The 21,068-nt window shown below is 42.6% G+C and carries 18 protein-coding genes; 14 read left to right on the top strand and 4 right to left on the bottom strand.

Annotated features, from left to right (window positions below; genetic code table 11):
• The first annotated feature begins 36 nt into the window (after nucleotides 1-36).
• The 9 genes from L1076_RS03480 to L1076_RS03440 all read left to right on the top strand — a co-directional run bounded on the left by L1076_RS03480 (nucleotide 37) and on the right by L1076_RS03440 (nucleotide 11,716).
• Nucleotides 37-546 (top strand): hypothetical protein, encoded by a 510-nt coding sequence (locus L1076_RS03480; protein ID WP_237303139.1) that lies wholly within the window; start codon nucleotides 37-39, stop codon nucleotides 544-546.
• A gap of 76 nt (nucleotides 547-622) precedes the next feature.
• Nucleotides 623-3,325 carry a TcfC E-set like domain-containing protein gene (locus tag L1076_RS03475; protein WP_237303138.1) on the top strand — a complete coding sequence of 901 codons (2,703 nt, stop codon included), beginning with the start codon at nucleotides 623-625 and terminating at the stop codon, nucleotides 3,323-3,325.
• A gap of 5 nt (nucleotides 3,326-3,330) precedes the next feature.
• Entirely contained in the window at nucleotides 3,331-4,023 is a 693-nt protein-coding gene (locus L1076_RS03470; RefSeq protein WP_045417307.1) for a hypothetical protein, read from the top strand.
• Nucleotides 3,986-5,044 (top strand): hypothetical protein, encoded by a 1,059-nt coding sequence (locus L1076_RS03465; RefSeq protein WP_237303137.1) that lies wholly within the window; start codon nucleotides 3,986-3,988, stop codon nucleotides 5,042-5,044. The genes L1076_RS03470 and L1076_RS03465 overlap by 38 nt, the downstream gene beginning before the upstream one ends.
• Before the next feature lie 178 nt (nucleotides 5,045-5,222).
• Entirely contained in the window at nucleotides 5,223-5,762 is a 540-nt protein-coding gene (locus tag L1076_RS03460; protein WP_237303136.1) for a LysM peptidoglycan-binding domain-containing protein, read from the top strand.
• A gap of 247 nt (nucleotides 5,763-6,009) precedes the next feature.
• Nucleotides 6,010-6,960: a hypothetical protein gene (locus L1076_RS03455; RefSeq protein ID WP_237303135.1), complete on the top strand. Its 951-nt coding sequence runs from the start codon at nucleotides 6,010-6,012 to the stop codon at nucleotides 6,958-6,960.
• 201 nt (nucleotides 6,961-7,161) lie between these two features.
• The gene (locus L1076_RS03450; protein ID WP_237303134.1) at nucleotides 7,162-8,874 is read left to right on the top strand and encodes a GMC oxidoreductase; all 1,713 of its coding nucleotides are present in this window, start codon (nucleotides 7,162-7,164) and stop codon (nucleotides 8,872-8,874) included.
• A 221-nt stretch (nucleotides 8,875-9,095) separates the two neighbouring features.
• Nucleotides 9,096-10,325, top strand: a complete 1,230-nt coding sequence (locus L1076_RS03445; RefSeq protein WP_237303133.1) for an NAD(P)/FAD-dependent oxidoreductase — start codon at nucleotides 9,096-9,098, stop codon at nucleotides 10,323-10,325.
• Nucleotides 10,326-10,408: 83 nt separating this feature from the next.
• Nucleotides 10,409-11,716 carry a dicarboxylate/amino acid:cation symporter gene (locus L1076_RS03440; RefSeq protein ID WP_039975063.1) on the top strand — a complete coding sequence of 436 codons (1,308 nt, stop codon included), beginning with the start codon at nucleotides 10,409-10,411 and terminating at the stop codon, nucleotides 11,714-11,716.
• A gap of 51 nt (nucleotides 11,717-11,767) precedes the next feature.
• Here L1076_RS03440 and L1076_RS03435 read toward each other — a convergent pair whose 3' ends face one another.
• The 3 genes from L1076_RS03435 to norR all read right to left on the bottom strand — a co-directional run bounded on the left by L1076_RS03435 (nucleotide 11,768) and on the right by norR (nucleotide 14,735).
• Entirely contained in the window at nucleotides 11,768-12,301 is a 534-nt protein-coding gene (locus L1076_RS03435) for a cytochrome b (RefSeq protein WP_038870389.1), read from the bottom strand.
• A gap of 156 nt (nucleotides 12,302-12,457) precedes the next feature.
• Nucleotides 12,458-13,105, bottom strand: coding sequence for an HAD family phosphatase (locus L1076_RS03430; protein WP_237303132.1), 648 nt, complete (start codon nucleotides 13,103-13,105; stop codon nucleotides 12,458-12,460).
• Between the two features lie 97 nt (nucleotides 13,106-13,202).
• Nucleotides 13,203-14,735, bottom strand: a complete 1,533-nt coding sequence (norR, locus tag L1076_RS03425; protein ID WP_237303131.1) for a nitric oxide reductase transcriptional regulator NorR — start codon at nucleotides 14,733-14,735, stop codon at nucleotides 13,203-13,205.
• Nucleotides 14,736-14,925: 190 nt separating this feature from the next.
• Between norR and norV the strand changes: the two genes are divergently transcribed.
• The 5 genes from norV (at nucleotide 14,926) to L1076_RS03400 (ending at nucleotide 19,949) form a co-directional block, all read left to right on the top strand.
• Nucleotides 14,926-16,428 carry an anaerobic nitric oxide reductase flavorubredoxin gene (norV, locus tag L1076_RS03420; RefSeq protein ID WP_237303130.1) on the top strand — a complete coding sequence of 501 codons (1,503 nt, stop codon included), beginning with the start codon at nucleotides 14,926-14,928 and terminating at the stop codon, nucleotides 16,426-16,428.
• Between the two features lie 10 nt (nucleotides 16,429-16,438).
• Nucleotides 16,439-17,587: an NADH:flavorubredoxin reductase NorW gene (norW, locus tag L1076_RS03415; protein WP_237303129.1), complete on the top strand. Its 1,149-nt coding sequence runs from the start codon at nucleotides 16,439-16,441 to the stop codon at nucleotides 17,585-17,587.
• A 42-nt stretch (nucleotides 17,588-17,629) separates the two neighbouring features.
• On the top strand, nucleotides 17,630-17,968 hold the full coding sequence (locus L1076_RS03410; RefSeq protein ID WP_237303128.1) for a DUF1971 domain-containing protein: 339 nt from the start codon (nucleotides 17,630-17,632) through the stop codon (nucleotides 17,966-17,968).
• A gap of 662 nt (nucleotides 17,969-18,630) precedes the next feature.
• The gene (locus L1076_RS03405) at nucleotides 18,631-18,954 is read left to right on the top strand and encodes a DUF3302 domain-containing protein (RefSeq protein ID WP_237303127.1); all 324 of its coding nucleotides are present in this window, start codon (nucleotides 18,631-18,633) and stop codon (nucleotides 18,952-18,954) included.
• Nucleotides 18,954-19,949 (top strand): efflux RND transporter periplasmic adaptor subunit, encoded by a 996-nt coding sequence (locus tag L1076_RS03400; protein ID WP_053049139.1) that lies wholly within the window; start codon nucleotides 18,954-18,956, stop codon nucleotides 19,947-19,949. Before L1076_RS03405 ends, L1076_RS03400 begins: the two co-directional genes overlap by 1 nt.
• 65 nt (nucleotides 19,950-20,014) lie before the next feature.
• On the opposite strand, the gene L1076_RS03395 is transcribed toward L1076_RS03400, so the two are convergent.
• Nucleotides 20,015-20,920, bottom strand: coding sequence for a LysR family transcriptional regulator (locus L1076_RS03395; RefSeq protein ID WP_237303126.1), 906 nt, complete (start codon nucleotides 20,918-20,920; stop codon nucleotides 20,015-20,017).
• Nucleotides 20,921-21,068 lie beyond the last annotated feature (148 nt).

Here is a 21,068-nt window from a genome sequence, read left to right as displayed (position 1 = left end):
GCGCGGCTTATAACTTAGGCCGCGCAAATTAAGTCTATGAAGAAAATTATCATCTTATTTCTGCTTTATCCTTCTATCGCTCTGTCTTCTAATTCAGTGACTAAAGTGTTGCCGTTATCGGCAGAGATCCAAAATGAAAAATTTTTCTCATACAGAATTAAAGAATTCAAGTTCAAAGAACCTAGCTTAAAAGTTGATGTAAATAGAACGACAGGTGAGCTGAAAACTATTGATACCAAGCTTATCGTGACGACTGATGTTCCAAGCAGTTTTTCTGCTGGTTATAAAATATCGACCAACGTTCTTCTAAGTGAATGTTTTGACCATAGAGGCAACCCAACTAAATCCAACTTTGCTGAGCATACGCTGGATGGTGAAGTATTGAGCGTGGGAAAAGAGATCAGGTTGGACGATTTCTTTACTGATAGAGACACATTATGGGTAGAGAAGGATTTTCGAATCGACTTTGATAACAACGTTCAAGTTGATGTTGAGGATGAGCGATGTAGTGGAAAAATCACGCTCTCCATTGGATTAGATTTTTAATAAGTGGCCCGTTTACTTAGCACTACGAGTGTTCATGTGCTGAGGTTTGGAGGTATTTGGTTTGTTGTTTTTCTGCATGGATTCTAAAATAAAAAATAGAAATGAATTACAAGGAATAGGCGTTTGCTCGACTAAAACTGCAATCTTGGTTCTTAGTGCTACGTCTGCGCTTTCAGCGTATGCCAATTCAAAGCTTATTCCTCCAGGTTTTGAGCACTTTTATGAGTATCAATCAAACCAAATAGTATTTGTCCTACCAAATGAGACGCGTACATCTGTTTCAGTTGTCTCCAATTTTGATGGTATTAAGACCATTGAAGAACCAGAGAAGTTAAAACAAGCACTCAGAAGGTCGGGTGTTGCTAACGATCATATTGATGCTGTTTTACAAACGGTTGTAGAAGAGCAAAAAAGTGACGAGAACATTCTTTACGTTTACGACCATTCACAGAAACAAGTCTTAATTGAAGTACCTGCAAACTACCTTTCAGAAGGTATGACAGATCTAGGCTTTACTCAATTGAGTGAAGATCGTCGCGCTCTAATCTCAACCAATCGTCTTTTCACTACTCATTATCAAAGCTCAACAAGTGCGACACTCACTAATAACTCAACAATTGGTTTTGGTCGTTCACACGTTGATCTAGAAGCATCACTCTATGTTGTCGACAATAGTTCTAGTCAGTTCGATGTTGATGAATTGGCTTACACCTATGATTTAGAAGGTAGCTCGATAAAAGCGTATGAGACTCATCGCGGAAACACAGCAGAAAACTCGACCTCTATTTTCAACTTTAATAGAGAAGAAGAAACGGTAGGGATCAGTTATTTCTCGAATGACAACCTACTGGTTAAAGATATTGGTAACACTAAAAAGCTGTTTTTCGATATGAAAGCTAGAGGCTCGATTGAAGTGTTGAGGGGCGGCCAAATCATTTATACGAACTCGGTGTCAAAAGGGCAACACAGCGTAAGCTACCGTGACCTTCCGCGAGGAAACTACGAGGTATCGATCGTCTTGAAACCGGTTGGCTATCCAGAAGAAGTTTCAAAGAAAATCATACACAATAATAACTCCGAAACATCTCTAAGAGGCTACGATTATTCTGCCTCGGTCATGAAATCAAGCAATACGTTCAACCGACGTGACTATGAGGAAACTTATCTCGATTTAGCGGCAACCTATTCGTTGTTAAGTGACCGATTGTTAATTGGTAGTAATACTCAATTTACCAATCAAGAGGCTTCGTTTGGCGTAGGCGCAAACTATACAGACTCAAATTTAGCAGTGGCTGGTTATATCAATAAGTTTCAGGGCGGCTACCTGTTCAATACAAACTTTCGGGTCGCTGATGTTAATTTCGATTATGAAATGTTAGATGCGAATAAAGCGCCTTCAGAATCATCCCAGTTGGGGAGCATCCGATACGGAAGCAATGACTATACACAAGCGACCGTTTCTTATTCGTCTCGAATTTATGAGGGGACGCTTAGTTTTTATGCTAATAGATACCGAGAGACATATGAGGACTCTGGTTTAGAGGTAAGCAATTTAAATTTATCGACAAATTACAATAAGAACATTTTTAATAATGTGTACGTCGATTTAGGTTATAGCTATCAAAAAGACTTTAACAACTCTAGATTAAACGAGCATATATTCTCACTTAACGTTAACTTCGATCTAGATGATAGTTTTTCATATATTTCTGGTGTTGATTATTCGACACGAAGTAAAACACGGTTTAGTAATACTTTACAATATTCTGCACCTCAAGTTGAAGCGGGTGGAGTGATGTTGTCCGGAGGCGCGGATTTATCCCAGTATGTTGATGGCAATGACTCACAATCTGTCTACGGTGTAAATGCAAATATCCGCAACGATAAATTTAATGCAAATTTATATGCGAATGGCACTACTGAAGATTATCGGAATTTTACCGCTAACATTGAATCAACAACCATCGTTACATCCGATGATATATACGCATCTAGAGAGCGAGCACAATCCTATCTAGTCATAAAAAACGCGAAAACGAGCACCCAAGATCAGAATGATCTGGGGCTAGTTAAGATCCGACGAAACGGGCAAAACAACCTACGAGAAACGATTCAGGGTAAATATACCTTGATTGAGTTGGAAGAATACAATGAGTATGGATTCAACTTGGATACTGAACTAAGTGGCTATAAACACGAACAAATAGAAAATAGCGACATGTTTAGTTACCCAGGAACACTGAAAGAGATCACCACCGAGTTTGAAGAAGTGGTCTCCGTTTTGACTTACTTTGAAGATTTCAATAGTCGCCCAATTAATAATGTAGAGTGCAAAGGATGTTCGTCTATCGCGAAAGTTGGAGATGGTGTCTATAACATTTCAGTGCAAAGGGGTGAAAAGTTTCTGTTAACGGCAAATGAACAGATTTGTGCGTTACGTGAAGGGTATCTAGATAGTACTTATGGTAAGAGTAATTGTTTCCCACAAATAGAAGAAGACGAACTAGGATTGCAAATTGTTGTAAATGGCTTGGGTGATAAAGATGAACACATTTATTACCTAGGTGCTTTTGATGACAATAGTATTATTGAAAAGTATAAAAAATTAATGTCGGATATGGAGGTAATACAAATATCCTTTAATGGGAACCGTCATTATTTTGCTAAGTTATACGCGAAACCTACATTATCAATAGCAAAAAATAAACAAGTTATTCTTGAATTACAAAACTACGCGTTATCAACATCCGATTCCAATAAATTTACTAAAAATAGGTAGTAGTCATGAGAACATTATTATTATTAATTACTTCATTAACGAGTTTCTTTACCCATGCTGTAGCAGTAAGCAGTCTGTTTGAGGTGGCGAACGATGAACATTATGCTGACTTTTCTATTACGAATAATGATGGTAAGGATATGTTCATTAACTTAGAAATTGCAAAAGTCGCTTATGTTAATGGAGAGAAAGTCGTCACTAAAGTAAACAAAGATAATTTATCAACTTGGACGTTCTCAGTTTCACCAAGTCAGATCATATTAAAAGATGGTGAAACCAGAACGGTTAGGATGCGAAATGATTGCGCGAAGCAAACATGTGATTTTGATGAAGATCAGGTTTATGCGGTTGATGTAAACCCTTATCCCTATGTCGGTGAAGGTGAAGACTCTGCGGTTTCCGTTGCTTTTGGATACAGAATTTATTTCATGGACCCTGCGTCTGAAGTGAAACTAAATTACGAAATTAAGCGCGTAAATAACAAAGAGTTTAGATTCTCCAACAAAAGTAACACCATGTTAAATGCTGTAATTAATACCTGTGAAAAGGGCTTCTCTAGTAACTGTATTTACCAATACAAGTTATTAGCAGGATCTGAAAAGGTGTTTAAATTGCCTGAAAGCCATGTCGGGAAGAAAAATATAAATATCACGGTGATAAATGCAAATGAAAGTATCAATGAACAAGTATCTATGTAGCCTATCACTTGCTGTTTTAGCTGCTGGATTAAACTCAGAAACAGTATATGCATCCAATAACATTACGGCAAAAGTTGTTGGGAGTGAGGTTACTTGGATGAATGCAAATGTTGTTGGCGGAGAAGTGGTGCAACAGATTTGGCAACCAAGCAGTTCTTTCAACTTATTGCCCGTTCATAGTTGGAACCCGAGCTTTCAAAAGAGCCCAACGTCAACGCTCACTTTTAGCTCAACGACTGGAGTCCAAGTAACTACGGCTTTTCAGCATACTGGGATTCAATTTAGTACGGCAAGTCCTTTTAGTGTAGCGAACAATTCAAACGCCGATACTTGCGGCTATGAAAGCTCGGCTGGAAGCCAATACATTCTTCGAGATAATAACACTTGTCGTGCAAGTTATGATCTGAACGCGACTAGAAAGTATAAGCCATTTGATTTTTATAGAAGTGCTTACAAGCTGGATAATCTCGTTGATGCATTTAAAGCTGCCAACGCTCCTACAGGTATTTATTATGCAACGGTGAGCTTGCCTGTTACTTATTACATGAAGTACGGAACAGCGACAACTTACCAAACTTACAATGACACGACGGTATTTACCATTGACTATAAACCGTCGTTCATCTCAGCTGTTGACGTGACAGGTGATGGTATTTTTTCTCTTTCGTATGATACGGCTAATCACAGTGTTGAGGGGACTACAACTTATGAAGTTAGTATCTCTGGGCATATAGAGCCAGGGATAAAGATGCAGTTTTTCTCTTCTGGGACTGTGGATAAGTTTGAGTTAGAACACTCTACGTCAAATGATGTTATTCCTTATAGCTTAGTTTGTTCGAAGTGTGAAAAGAGTAATATTGTCGAAGCTGGAGAGCTCAAGCAGGCAACCTCGAAGATTCCTTTTGTTGGAAAAACGCTAGATTTTGATTTGGCCTTTTCTTTTAAAGAGCTTTATTTTGGTGATGTGGATGAGGGAGATTACAGGGATGCGGTTACCGTTCGGTTTGAATTGGACTTATAGCTTATTTCTATTGGCTTTTCTTTCTATTCAACCAGTATTTGGGTATGAAAAGTCTGCGAGTGTTGGTGTTTCAACTGGCTTTTATGATGTAAAGGACAATCAAAACGCTGACGAAAATCATAATTATTACAGCTACTTTTTAGAGTATAAGGTAGATAATTACTTACTCAAGGGGCAAATGCATCACTCTTCCAATGGTGACTTTCAGCGTTACTTTGGTTTGGAAGCTGGCTATCAGTACGAGTTTAATGATATCTACTCTGTTTATCCAATACTTGGCGTAGACTTTATTGATAGTGGAGTCGACAGCAAGTTGGGATTGGGATTTTCAGTATCAGTATCAGATTACTTCGATATTTTTATTGAAAACAAGTTCAGTCGCTCGAACCCTTATGGAGACTACTTTGTTGAAGCGGGTTTGACGTTTAATCTATCCGGCTTTGATGAGTCTCGTGTCACCCCAAACAACACTGAGGTTGAAGAAGTGATGCCTCAAAGCGTTGTGCTTAATGATAGTGACTCATTATTGGAAGATGACATGACAGACGTCTCGCCTCTGAGAGTATGCACAGAGCCTTATGTGATTGTTTATGGGGATACACTATCTAAAATTGCTCGTGAGTGTCAGGTGTATTTGAAAGAACTACTATTTTGGAACCCTAAGTTTCAGAGTAACCCAGATCTTATTTATCCTAATCAAGTCGTTACATTCAAATGATTAATATTTCGTAACTAATTTTTATTTGTAAACAGTTAGCTCGGGGAAAATCAAACAAAAGTGGCTCTTTAATATATAACGTTAGACAAGATAGTAGGTTCATTCCTGTAGTCGACGTTTTATTTTCTTACGTTAATTGTAGGAATGTTCCTTTTGTTATGTTTTTCTCCGCCTTTTCTGGTATTCATTCTTTTGCTTGTTGATAATCATGGTTTCCGATATGTCATGAACTCTGAAGGGCATTTTAATGTTAAAGTTTCACGAATTCTTAAAAGAAGTGGTTTTTAAAAAAATTCCTAGGAAGGAATTGATGATTAAACTTCACTTAGAATATGACGAATTCCAAGGATTGGATAATATTACGATGAGTCGTTGGACAAATGGTGTAACGAAACCATCATCTTGTCGTCAATTACTTATTGCCAATGCGGCTAGTTGTTTAAATATTTTTTTAAATCAATGTTCAGCACCGAAAGTTCCGGTTTCTTTAGAGTCGCAATATCGAAAATTTCTAAACCAATTTAATAGTTATTATCATGCTATTATTCTCAATCCAGAACGTGATTCTAGGGTATGCCACTTCAAAGGTAGTAATTACGAAGCTCATGAAATATATGGTGATTACACTTCTAAAATCAATCTAATATCTACTAAAGAAAGTAGTTTTGATGACTATAGTAAAAGATATAATGTTGACGTTTTTTATAAAGGGAATATAAAAAGTAAAATTCCAGAATCATATATGTACTTCCATCAAGAAGTTGGCATTCTGTTTGAAATTTTGGGTTTGTCTATTGACTGTTATACAAGTAATCCAAATAAAGATACTTTATTTTTTGGGTTGTCTTTCTTCAAGAATTCGGATGATTATGAGCTTCTATTTGGTCTGGTTCTAAACTATATTATCCGCCATCATTTCAATGTAAAAAATGCTTTTTTTACTGCGAGAGGCAGGGAAGATATGTCTTTGTATGAGACGTTGGGAGCTGAGCAGATAGCATTGATTGATTGTTCGAAGGATTACGGCAACGTTTATCTTTATCATATTGATTTACAAAAAATTCTTAGCCACCCTATCTTTCTTGGATTGATAATTAAGTATCACCCTATTTACGAAAAAGAGTATGAGCAAATGCGAAGTCATGGCGTGGATGCTAATGTATTTTTTAATGATACCTATGATGCAATTGCTGTTTGATTTGAAATAGCATGAATGCATACATTTTTCAAACGTATTAAACGCCATGTCAGTGTTTTATCGCGGTATTATACGACTTAGAACAGTATAAATGAGGATGCTGACAATTAGCATGGGTATTAACATTTATGCGTATATGCCAACTACAAGCAATAGGCTTCGATAGTATTCATCTTGTTTAATAACAAAGGAGAGTTACTAATGGATGGTACAAATCGAAGAGTATTTTTAAAATCTTGTGTTGCTACCTCGGTTGCTGCTGGTATGAGTGTCACCTCTCCAAAGGCTCAGGCTTTCTTCTTTCGCCCAGAAAATGAAAAACCGATTGATAAGTTTAAAGGTTTACCTGTTTTAGAAAGTTATCTACCAGAGCTTTTTGAACGCCCTCCTCAAATAAATGGCCATTTGCCGGTCGTTATCATTGGGAGCGGCTTTGGTGGTGCAATTAGCGCTTATCGACTTGGTCTTGCTGGCATCAAAACGGCGGTAATTGAAAGAGGAAACCGCTGGCCTAATGACCCAAAGCGAGCGGTATTTGCACATGATATGTTGGCTGACAAGCGCATGTTTTGGCAAAGAACAAAGACCACGTTTCCTGCACTCACGTTTGATCTTCCATTCCTTCAAACTATTACTCCACGTAGTATCGAAAAATTTGGTGGTGTTCTTGATATTGTCGATAAGCCGGGAGAAAACAACCAAGATGGTTCTGACCTATTATTAGGAACTGCGGTAGGTGGAGGCTCGGTGATTTATACCGGTGTTATGGTTGTTCCAAAGGAAGAGCATTTCAAGAAACTTTACCCTAACGAGCTTTCTTACAAAGAAATGGTGGACGTTTATTATCCAAGAGTGAAATCCATCTTAAACTACAGCAATATGCCTAAAGATGTTTTTGCCAGTGCGCCGTTTAAGCATTGTCGAGATTGGAATAGAGAAGTTTCAAAAGCAGGCTACTCTCCTTATCTTATCGAAGGTAACTGGAATTGGGATGTTATCAGGCAAGAACTCAAAGGGAAAAGCTTACCTTCAGCAACTATTGGCCTAACTAATTTCGGTAATAGCAACGGTTGTAAGAATGACCTTGGGCAAAACTATATTCCATTAGCAGAGGCAACAGGGAATGTCACTTTCCACCACAAGCATGAACTGATCAACATTCGAATGAATGGTGATATTTATGAATTAGACATTCAAGAGCTCGATGCTCACGGCAATGTTGTTCAACAAAAAACGATTACGTGCGACAAGCTTATTCTATCGGCTGGTTCTTACCACACAACACGTATGCTTGTTAGAGCAAAAGAGAGAGGAGACTTGCCGGAGTTAAATGAATATGTCGGCAAGAACTGGGGCGATAATGGCAACCGAATGGCATTTAGACAGTCGTTATTTGGATTACCTGCTGGTGTTGCTCAAGCTTCTCCTTCTCCTACAGCAATTTATGTTGATGAAGCCAGAAGAAGCCCGGTCGCAGCAGAAAATTGGGCAAATGCTGGTATTGCCGACGTAGGGATTTCTATGATGCTATCCGTGACTGCGGACTTTAAGAATCGAGGTCATTTTTATTATGATGCCTCTATCGATGATGCGGTTCTTCATTATCCGAAAGAGAACGAGAAAGATGCAACGGATGCCTTAAGAGCAGTAAACAACAAAGTTGCACGAGCTAACTGGCAACGAATAGGAGCTCAGGGTTTCTCCGACGTTATTTTTACTGGTGCGCACCCAGTTGGAGGAATGGAAATGGGGAAAGCGACAGACCTATTTGGGCGTGTAGATGGATACAATGGTCTTTATGTTATTGATGGGGCGCTTATTCCTGGAAACAATGGATGTGCAAACCCTGCGTTGACTATTGCTGCACTAGCAGAAAGAAATATTGAAAACATTATCTCAAAAGATTTTTCATAACCAATTATGTATCGATAAGAGCCATCACTGAAAAGTGGTGGCTTTTTTGTTTTTTCAAAAGGCTCAGATGCTTAGTTTTTATTATTACAAATCCGTAATAGTCATTTTCTTTTTCAGCTTATTATCATTTATTTGCAACTCAATATAATGCCCGTCATTCCAAACGTATTTGCTGCGTTTTTGATTTTTATCTTTCGATGGATGGTTTCCGGGAGGGGAGTATGTCGAATTTTGTTGTTGTCGGTGGTGGTGCTGCGGGTCTAGAAATGGTCACGCGTTTAGCGAGCAGTTTTGCTGGCAAATCTGACCATACCGTTACTTTGGTTGAGCCATCTTCTCATCACTTATGGAAACCAAGACTGCATGAGATTGCGGCGGGCACGTTTGATAATGAGCTCGATTCGGTTGCGTTTCGCCTTCATGCTGCTTGTCACGGTTACCAATATGTTCAAGCTCGTATGTCAGGCTTAGACCGAGCAAATAAAACCATTACGGTGAGCGCTGAGTTCTCTCCAGAGCAAACATTGAAATACGATTACCTCGTGATTGCCGTTGGCGCGATCAGTAACGATTTCAAAATTCCGGGTGTAAGCGATCATTGTTTGTTCTTAGATTCGGCTTCTCAAGCAGAAAAAGCTTGGGAGCAGATGAAGCAAATGCTAGCGAACGGCGGCTCACATCGTGTTTCTATCGTGGGTGCAGGCGCGACTGGCGTTGAGTTGGCGGCCGAATGGGCGAAAGTCAGCAAGCAATTAAACCGCTATCAAGATGATACTCAGCTTTCGATTACACTCATCGAAGCGGCAGATCGTGTGTTACCTGCAAGTTCTGAGTGCATGTCTACAAAAGTATTGAAGAAGCTACAAAAGCAAGGTGTTAACGTTCGCTTAAACACTAAAGTTCTGCGTGCAGAAGCAGACCGTATCGTGACGGAAAATGAAGTCATTTCTGCGGATCTACAAATTTGGGCGGCAGGGATTCGATGTCCGGATTGGTTAGCGAATCTTGATGGTCTTGAAAGCAACCGCATTAACCAACTTAAAGTGTTGCCAACACTGCAAACCACTCTTGATGAAAGCGTGTTTGTTATTGGTGATAGCGCTGAATGCCCACAAGAAGATGGAAGCATCGTGCCACCACGAGCTCAAGCTGCCAACCAAGCAGCGGCGCATTTGGCGAAGCAATTTAAACGCTTGGTGAAAGGCAAAGAGTTAAAACCGTTTGTATTCAAAGACGGCGGAATGGTGGTGGCTCTTGGACATGACTACGCGGTTGGCGCATTGATGAATGATAAAGTCGTATTGCGTGGACGCTACGTTCGCCGATTGTATGACACGATCTTTAGGCTGCATCAGCGTGTTATTTTCGGTTGGTTCCGCGTATCGGCTTTGGTAGTACTCAAACGCGTAAAAGGTTTATTGAACCCATATTACAAAGGCTCTTGGTCTTAATCCAAGCCGTGACTCTTTACTTCCATTTTTTCATTTTTATCGAGCGCCCAAATTATCAGGATTTGTGGCGCTAGGTGTTTCTTATGCGTCATTTGCAACTCTCTCTGCCCGTTCAACTTCTTATTTCTGCCCTACTTGCGTGGGGTGGGGCTCAAGCCATCCTTCTTTTAGTCGACCATGGGTTGGCAGACAAATCGCTTTTACTGTCGAGTGATTACTACCAAATTTTAATGTTGGGCAAAACGGTCTATCTCGGCTTACTAAAAATGGTGGTGGGCTTGATGGTGCTGTTTTCTCTTGTCGAAGGCATCACCAATATTGGCTCAACCGTTCGCCTTAAAGCGCTGGGTGGGCGAACACTGCTCTTCTACAGTTTCACCACCTTAATTGCCATTAGTTTAGGGCTTGGTGCGTCGTTAGCCTTACCTGCATGGGAGCCACTTAGCCAAAGCGTTTCTGTGGGTAGTGATGTTCATTTGATTGACGAGCAAGGCGCTGGTGGTGCCGCCATACTCACTAATCTCGTTAAGATGGCGATGGTGAATCCGTTTGCTGCACTGGCGAATGGTAACTTACTGGCGATCGTGGTTTTCTCCTTTATGGCTGGCGTTGCGATTTTGCTTTCTGTTCCGTCAGGTCATCCGTTGCTAGCGGTGATTTCGGGGCTGAACAAAAGCGTCAACACCATGATTCGAGGCATCGTTAAGCTGTCTCCGATTGCTATTTTTGCGATCGTGTTTGATATCACGCTGACTTCAAGTGGGAATCTGATTCAGCAACTCGCGTTGTTTGCGTTACTGGTGTTTTCCCTCACTATGGTGCACGGGTTAGTCGTGTTACCAACGATTGCCAAGGTAATGACGGGTATCTCTCCAGCTGCGCTGTTTAAAGCGATTTCAGCACCATTGGCTATGGCGTTTGCAACGTCATCAAGTGCTGCAGCGCTGCCTTTGGCAAAGCAAAGTGCGGAAGACAATTTAGATGTCGCGCCAGAAGTCAGTAGCATGGTGTTGCCGCTCGGCTCTGTAATGAACATGGACGGTACTGCGTTATTTGAAGGTGTCGCTGCGATTTTCCTAGCACAGTTGTTTGGTGTGGATTTGAGTACCACTGGATTGGTGATGATCTTCATCATGGCAATGGTTTCTTCCGTTGGTGCGCCGGGCATGCCTTCGGGCTCCATGTCGGGGATGCAGTTAGTGCTGTTAGCAGCGGGTATTCCACTGGAAGCGATTGCGATTTTATTGGTGATAGAAAGACCGTTGGATACGTTCCGCACCGCTGTTAATGTGGAAGGGGATTTGATTGCGACGCTTGTGATCGACCGCTGGCAGAAAAAGCAGGCGGTAGCTCCTCAATCGCTCGATTCTTCAGAGATGTTGATGAGCTAAAAGTGAAACGCACTCCCAATTGAGAGTGCGTTTTTTGTATCTATATCGATTCTACGAGCGACCAAGCATTCGAGAAATGGTGCCATCTTTGTCGACCACTTGGTGTTTGATAGCGCCAGCAACGTGAAGAACAAACACAGCAATCAGAATTTCCACTGCAGAGTGATGAATGGTTGAGCCGAGTTCTTGAAGCCAAGGGGTTTCTGGACCTTCAGCGATAATAACCCAACCGAAGATATCGACCGCTCGGCCACCACCAGCGCTCATTGCGATGCCAGAGATAGGCATTGCCAAAGTAGCGAGAAGAAGGATGCCGTGTACTGCTTTGGCCGCTTTATCTTGCCATGCAGGCATTTCTGAAGCGGGTGGCAGAGCACCTTCTTTTAAGCGCCACACTAGACGGATAAGAGCGACAACTAAAATGATAGCGCCTAGTGATTTGTGGATGCCATACCACTCAAACTTTTCTGGGCTACGTGGCAAATCGACCATGTAAAGCCCTAGAGCGAACACCCCGATAAAAGCAAGTCCAGTTACCCAGTGTAAAGCGATAGTTTGCCAAGTTAATGGCTTTTTGTTGAGCATAATATAATCCTCGTTTTATGTATGGTTATGCGAGTGATTATCTATTAATGTTGTGAATATAACTACACAGTTATGTGTAAAGTTGGGTAAATATTATCCACTAAAAACGCCCCAAAAGATGGAGCGTTTTTAGTCAGTTAGATGAGAGGAAACGGGTTATTCCTGTTTTAAATCAGCTAATGCGTGATTCAAGGAAGGAACAATCGCATGGCCAAAGGCACGAACTTCTTCGCAAGGTTCAACAAGATCTGGGATTTGGAAAGTAACCATGTGCGCCGCTACCGCAGAACGTACGCCATTGTTGGAATCTTCAAACGCGATACATTTGGTTGGATCTACGTTTAGACGATTTGCTGCAAGCAGGTAGATCTCTGGATCTGGTTTGCCGTGTGACACTTCACAACCTGTCGTTAAGTTGTCGAAATACTTGCTTAGGCCCGCCAGTTCCAACTTCTTCTGTGCTACTTCTTTCGCTGTTGATGTTGCCACTGCGGTAGGAATGCCTTTTTCCTTCAACCACTCTAGCAATTCAACTACGCCATCTTTCACTGGTATCGCTTGATGTTTTACCACTGCATCGTATCGGTCACGCCACTCTTTGTGCAATCGGTCAAGATCATCCCCATAAGCTTTGCGGAAAATCACTTCAATGCCTGCTGCATTGCGACCAATGATTGAAAGGTAAACGTCTTTATAGAATGGGAGGTTTTGTGCTTCACACGCTTCTTGGAAAATGCGCATGCAGACACGTTCCGTATCGAGGAGCAAACCATCCATGTCAAAAATAGCAGCTTGATAATTCATTACTTTATGACTTGTCGATTGAGATGGCGCATTTTGACACAAGCAAGATCGATTTTCCTGCGTAATTCCACCATCTCACACGCTTTTTACCCAATCCCTATTTTATCCCTAGGCGTTTCGCTAATCGGTGTAAATTGCCGTTATCTATTTCAAGCTGGCGTGCCGTTGCTGCCCAGTTGCCTTGATTCTCTTCCAGAGCTCGAACAATCATCGCTTTTTGGAAGGCATCTGTAGCAGGCTTTAATCCGCCTTCTGGTAGCTCAAGCCGAGAGTTTTGTTCCGTTTCTTCAACGTTATTAATGTTCTGATTCGGCGTTCGGATATCAAAATCTTGTTCAACTAACTCGATGTCCATAGCGTGGGTACGCGCTTTTGCCAAAACACCAGCACGTTTAATGACATGTTCAAGTTCCCGCACATTGCCTGGCCATGAATAGTCTTTGAGTGCTTGCACCAAAGTGGGAGACAAACGAATGCTGTTTAATCCCAATTTGCTTCTCAAGCGTTCGGCAAAAAAGCCCGCTAATAACAACACATCGTCTTCACGTTCACGAAGAGGCGGAACATGAAGGGGGAAGACGCTTAGGCGGTGATATAAGTCGGCTCGGAAGCGACCAGCAGTCACTTCTTCATGCAATATACGGTTGGTGGCAGCGACGATGCGTGTATTGACTCGAATATGGCGGTCATCACCCACACGTTGAATGTCGCCGTATTGTAGGGCTCGAAGTAACTTAGCTTGCAGTTCCAATGACAGTTCGCCGACTTCATCCAAAAACAGTGTGCCGCCGTCGGCTTGTTCGAACTTACCTTTACGATTGCTGATCGCGCCTGTGAATGCGCCTTTGATATGGCCGAACAACTCGCTTTCCGCGACTGATTCCGGCAGCGCCGCACAGTTGAGGTAAACCAAAGTATTGCTAGAGCGGCTAGAGCGATGGTGAATAGCGCTGGCAACTAACTCTTTACCTACGCCCGTTTCTCCCATAACCAATACTGATAACTCCGTATCGGCGACTGCATCAATCTGCTCTTGAAGATTCTTCATACCCTGAGAGTTGCCAATGATTTCATTACTTAAGGTGCGTTTCTCAGCGTAAGAATCACGTGGCAGGCTCGCTTGTGTCTCTAGTTGTTCTAGTAGGAGTGCAGTGTGTAGGCCACCTGCTGCCAACGCGCTGACAAAACGTAACTCTTGGTTGCGTAGCCCATCAAATTGGTTGGGGTCGAAGGCGTCAATCGTAATGGCACCAATCAGTTGATCGTCGATCAGCAGAGGTAAACCAATGCAGGAATGGACATGCAGTTTGTCATCGTGGTTTGGAATCAAGCCATCGTATGGATCAGGTAAGTCGCTGTCAGAGGGAAAGCGCACGATATCGCCTGCTCGGGCAATGGCTTCTAACCTTGGGTGCTGCTCAATGGAGAAACGGCGTCCAAGGACCTCCTTCGCCAATCCATTGATCGCTAAAGGTTTAAAGTGCTGGTCTTCATACAAAAGAAGGGCAGAAGAGTCACACTTCAATACCTCTCGAATCGTGGTTAATAACGTGTCGAAGCGAGCTTGTTGAGTGAGCGCCGAGTTAAGGTCTTGCGTGATGTGTAGCCATTGCGCGATTAAAGAAGTCATAGCCAATACCGATTGTGTCAATATGACTATTGTAGTGTCTAAATGACAATTTTCAACCGTGTCTAAATGACAGTCATTAAAGTTGAGTTTCAATTAAGATATTGAAATATATAGCAATTAAAAGTTGGCACGCCCAGTGCAATACAAGAAGAAATTATTTTTGTTTATCCCGTCATTCAAGGTAGTAATTATGACAATTCACGTAAAAAACAACATCCACTGGGTAGGTCAACGCGATTGGGAAGTTCAAGACTTCCACGGTACAGAATACAAAATGACAAAAGGTACCAGCTACAACAGTTATCTAATTCGTGAAGAGAAAACCGTATTGATTGATACAGTCGATCATCGATTCAGTCAACAATTCATCCAAAATTTAGAAATGGAAATCGACCTTAAGTCTATCGACTTTATCGTGGTAAACCATGCAGAAGAAGATCACTCAGGCGCATTGTCGGCATTAATGGAGAAGATTCCGAACACGCCAATTTACTGTACAGAAGCGGCGATTGATTCGATTGTGGGTCATCATCACCACCCTGAGTGGAACTTCAAAACCGTAAAAACGGGCGACAGCATCGATATCGGTAATGGCAAGCAACTAGTGTTCGTGGAAGCGCCGATGCTGCATTGGCCAGACAGCATGATGACTTACCTAACTGGCGATGCAGTGTTATTCAGCAATGATGCATTTGGTCAGCACTACTGCGATGAACGCTTATTCAATGATGAAGTGGATCAAAATGAGTTGATGGAACAGTGTTTGCGTTACTACTCAAACATCCTAACGCCATTCAGCAGCTTGGTAACCGCTAAAATCAAAGAAGTGCTGAGTTTCAATCTGCCTGTCGACATGATCGCTACGTCACACGGTATTGTATGGCGCGATAATCCAGTTCAAATCATCGAGCAATACTTAGCATGGGCAGACAATTATCAAGAAGATCGCATTACGATTTTCTACGATTCTATGTCAAACAACACTCGAATGATGGCTGATGCCATTGCGCAAGGCATTCACGATGTCGACCCTGGCGTGGCGGTCAAAGTCTTTAATGTCTCTAAGCATGATAAGAATGAAATTCTCGCCAATGTATTCCGCTCAAAAGGCATCTTGGTTGGTTCGTCTACCATGAATAACGTCATGATGCCGAAGATCGCAGGCATGCTAGAAGAAATTACCGGTCTGCGCTTTAAAGCGAAAAAGGCCGCTGCATTCGGTAGCTACGGGTGGAATGGTGGCGCGGTGGATCGTATCCATGCTCGATTGACCGACGCAGGTTTTGAAACCGCAGTGAGCGTGAAAACCAAATGGCGACCAGATGGTAAAGCGATGCGTGAATGTCGCGAACATGGTCAGAACATCGCGAAATTGTGGGCAAAGCATGATCTGAAAAGTTCTGTTATATCTCCGGCGATTGCTGCGTCTGCACCACAAGTTCAATCACAACCCGCTGCACAAGTAGCAACACAAGCTGTGTTAGATACCGCTCCTAGTAACCCTAGTACCGAGGCGCACCCTGCAGATTGTCAATGCATGGTTTGCACCGTTTGTAATTGGGTATACGACCCAGCTAAAGGCGAGCCCAACCAAGGCGTTGAGCCGGGCACGGCATGGTCTGAAGTGCCAGATTACTTCTTGTGCCCAGAATGCCACTTGGGTAAAGACGTCTTTGTCGAATACAACGGGTAAGGGGGCGAATATGCAAGCACCTATTGTGATTATTGGTAGCGGTTTTGCGGCTTACCAATTGGTGAAAACAGTGCGTCGAATGGACGCACACATTCCGCTGCAAGTGTTTACTGCTGATGATGGCACGGAATACAACAAGCCCGATTTGAGTCATGTATTCAGTAACAAGCAAACGGCCCAAGACTTAGTGGTTAAAAGTGGTGAAGCGTTCGCACAGGAACACAACATCGAACTGTTCGCCCATACCATGATTGAGCATGTCGACGTGCAAGCTCAGCAAGTGGTCGCCAACGGCCAAACCTATCTTTATTCCAAACTGGTGTTTGCGACAGGCGCGAAAGCCTTTGTTCCGCCAATATCTGGCGATGCAGCACCTGAAGTGATAACGCTAAACTCGCTACAAGAATATCAATTAGCGGAAGAGCAAATCAGTCGTGCGAAACGAATTCTAGTAATGGGTGGTGGTTTGATCGGCGTCGAGATCGCCATGGATCTCGCAACCAGTGGTAAAGCGGTTACAGTGGTTGAACCAAATTCCCGTTTGCTCGCTAACCTGATTCCTGAATTCGTCGCATTGCCGCTTGAAAACCAACTTAAGCAGCAAGGCATTCAACTTGCGTTGGAGACTGGGGTTGTTGCGATCAATCACTCAGACGACTCGCTGGTGGCAAGCTTGAGCAAAGGTAAAGCAATCGAAGCCGATGTAGTGATTTCAGCAGCGGGTTTACGTGCTAACACTTGGTTAGCGAAGGCTTGTGAGTTGAGCGTGAACAAAGGCATCGAGGTGGATGCTCGATTACAGACATCAGCAGCCAATGTGTTCGCATTAGGCGATTGTGCCGAGATCCAAGGTCGAATGATGCCGTACCTCCAACCGATCGTGCTAAGTGCCAATGCTTTGGGCAAACAGCTACTGGGGCAAGATGCAGAGTTGAAACTACCGCCTATGATGGTAAAGGTGAAAACGCCGAGTTATCCAATTCAACTGGCGGGCGATTTTAGTTCGGTGACGAACTGGAGCGTGCAGATTTCTCAAACTGGCATTGCCGCGAAAGCAGAAGATGAAAATAGCCGACTCATGGGCTTCGTCGTGACGGGAGAACAAGTTACGCAGGCATTTCCATTACTTCGAGAGTTGTCTCAAGCCGCGCAGGCCTAACCGATTTAAACGAAAAGAATTGTAATTAGAGAGGGTATTATTATGTCGCATCTACGAATTCCTAAAGACTGGACTGTTCAACGTTCAACGCCTTTCTTCACCAAAGACAATGTGCCACCAGCGCTACTGACTCATCACAATACTGCTGAGGGAGTGTTTGGACAGCTGTGTGTCATGGAAGGACAAGTGATTTACTACGGCTTTGCTGATGAAAATGCCACAGAAGCAGAAGTAGTGGTGGTGATTAATGCAGGCCAGTTTGCTACCAGCCCACCGCAGTACTGGCACCGTATTGAGATGAGCGATGATGCTCAGTTCAACATCAATTTCTGGTCGAATAAAGACAAGAGTGGGCAAGCGATGTTCCACGCGAAGAAATAACGCATACAGAAGTTAATACAGCGCTAATTTGTCGGGAAGAAGCGTTTTCTATCAAGCTTAATTATTAAGCGTAGGTAAAGGGCAGAGATTCGTCTCTGCTCTTTTTATATGTATGCTTTGGGGCACTTTAAATTCTTCACGGGTTTGTTCTGTGACTCTTATCACTAAGCAATAACTGTCAGTTAATTGAATAAATGTTATGTTATAACGTAATTTCAATTCCATTTTGAACAGTAAAAGAATAAAAGTGATTTTAGGTTTGTTGCTTGTGCCGGGTTATTAATACCCGTTTAGAGAGATGGAGGGGTCCAATCGATTTTTTCGGAATATTTACTGGTCTTGCAACCTTATCCAAAGCGATATCAATATTGGTATCGCTTTTTTTCTATCTGTAGAAAGCGAGATTCGATCCTGTTCTGTTTATTCTGAAACTATTCAGAACTTGAATGGGTATGGAGGTCTAACTTGATGATTTTATGGACAATTAAATATCACTAAACTGTCATTTAAACAGGAATCAATAGTCCTGATGTAAGCCTCATCCTACTATTTCTTCATTGCGACGGAGCGACAAGCTTAAGGAAAGTCATCACTCAGTTACGTTTTAGCAGTGTTTAGCGCGTCTTAAACGTCTAGAACGTCTTAAACTAGGAGCTTCCACAATGAATTTAACTCTGGACTACGCCTCTCTGGCGATCTTATTTGTGGTGCTGTTGATTCTGATTTTTGGATTGATTGCCCTGCACGATATTCCCTACGAAATTGCGAAAAAACGTAACCACCCTCATGCCGATGCGATTCATGTTGCGGGATGGGTGAGCTTGTTCTTTCTCCATGTGATTTGGCCGTTCCTTTGGATCTGGGCAACCATGTACGACGGAGAGATGAAAAACTGGTTAGGTGCTAAGCCTTCGATATCTCAACAAGATTACGAGCAACTGTTGGTTCGCATCAATCAACTTGAGCAAGCGAAAGGGGAAGAATAATGGAAACACTCATCATCCTAAGTTACGTAGCGTTGTGCGTTATCGTATTTCGAGTATTTCGTGTGCCTAAAACCAAGTGGACACTCACAACGGCGTCGGTCATTGGCATGTTCATCGTTGGTTGGATTTTTCTCTACATGGCGATGTATCAACCGGTTTCTCGTATGGCGCGTTTGTATAGCGTGACGACGCCAATCACTTCTCAGGTAGAAGGCATGGTTACCCAAGTGTATGTGCAAGGAAACCAGCAAGTGAAAGCGGGTGATCCACTTTATCAAATTGACGACACGCCATTTAAAGACAAAGTGAACCGTATTCAAGGTGACATCAAACGCACGGAATCAGCGATTGATTTTTACCAATCTGAATTAGCGAGATACAAAAAGTTGGGCAGCAAAGGTTATTCTTCTCAAGAGAAAATTGACAACATTGAGAACCAATTACTTGAGCAAAAAGCCAATCAAAGCAAATACCAATCAGAGCTCGAGGTTGCGCAGTTTAATCTGTGCAAAACCACCGTTACCGCACCAACGGATGGCTATGTCACGCAAGTGGCGCTGCGTCCGGGTATGAAGAGTCGTATTGTGCCGTTTCAAGGCAACCTGACCTTCGTCCATAAAGAAGACAAACAGTTGTTTGCTGCATTTAAACAAGCGCCAGCACGATATGTGAAAGTCGGTTATCCGGCGGAAGTGACCTTCAATACCATTCCCGGTCATGCATACAAGGCGCATGTGACACAAGTGAATGACATTTTTGCGCAGGGCGCGATATCACCATCAGGTAACATGAAGTATCCAGAGCAAATTCCTGCGGGTGGACGAATCTTAGTGAAAGTGGAATTGGATAATCCAGGCTTAGTCAAAGACATGCCATTGCCATCCGGCACTGATGCACACGTCGCGGTGTACTCACCGAAATGGGAAATGTTCAGTATCGTACGTAAAGTGATTCTTAGAATGCAGAGTTGGCAAAACTGGTTATTCGAAGGCTAATGACATCAAGGGCAAGGCAGTAGGCTTTGCCCTTTTTCTATGGGTGTACTGCTATTGCTCGTCTGTTACTCGATGGATTGAGTGACCGCTTGTTTAATCGCATTCCTTAGCCATTCATGCCCTTTGTCGTTCTTTTGTGATTGGTGCCAAGTCATATAAATAGGCACCTTATTGGCTTCAAAGGGCAAAGGGAACGCGTTCAATCCGAGCTGGCTTGCCAAGTTGTCAGAGAACCAACGCGAGGTAACGCATATCCAATCGGTTTGTGACACTAACTGAAGCGCTGTCATGGTCGAGCCGGTGGAGTAAGCCACTTGCCTCGGGGGCAGCGTATCTTCGATGATCAAAGAGTCTAAAGCGTTGGTGTTAAGTCGCTGCGTTCGCCAAGTTACATGAGATTCACGCATGAAGTCGTCGTACGTGAGTGCGTCCTGAATACGAGGATGATCTTGGCTTACTGTCACCATAAGTTCTTGTTCAAAAAGTAATTCATTGTGATAACCATGATCCGTCAAAGGCACGGTAGCAAGGATCACATCCACGCGTCGGCGTCTTAAATCGTCTTGGCGGTCTTGTTCGTTTAAGTGTTCCACATCCGCTTCAATAGATACCAATGGCGCATGCTGGGATTTGTATTTCGCCAAGGCTGGCACGAGCATTAAATCGATATCTTTATGGCTAGATATTCGAAACGTGCGTTGGCTGGTTTCTGGAGTGAATTCTTGACGAGATTTCGAACCGTTGATCAGCAGGCTTAAAGGCTCTTTAATTTCTGCGTGTAACTCAATCGCGAAATTCGTCGGCACGATACCTCTGCCTTGACGAACAAAGAGGGGATCTTGGTATTGATCTCTTAACTTGTTGAGTGCGTGACTCACGGCGGGCGCAGTGATGTTTAACGCGGTAGCGGCATCGTTGACGCTTTTTGACTTCATGACCGCATCAAACGTTTTTAACAAGTTAAGGTCCATACATGCTCTCTCAGTTGGTTATCTTTCATTGTAAGCAGACTATGAAAGTAAAATAAAGTTTAAGCACATTTGGCAAGCGTTCGTTCTAGAAGGGAGAATAAAACAGGCTTTTACTGAGTTGATTTGCTGTTAATTATATGAATAAAAA

Source organism: Vibrio sp. MMG023, assembly GCF_021654215.1.
Taxonomy (GTDB): domain Bacteria; phylum Pseudomonadota; class Gammaproteobacteria; order Enterobacterales; family Vibrionaceae; genus Vibrio; species Vibrio jasicida.
This window is presented reverse-complemented; position numbering and strand designations above follow the sequence as displayed.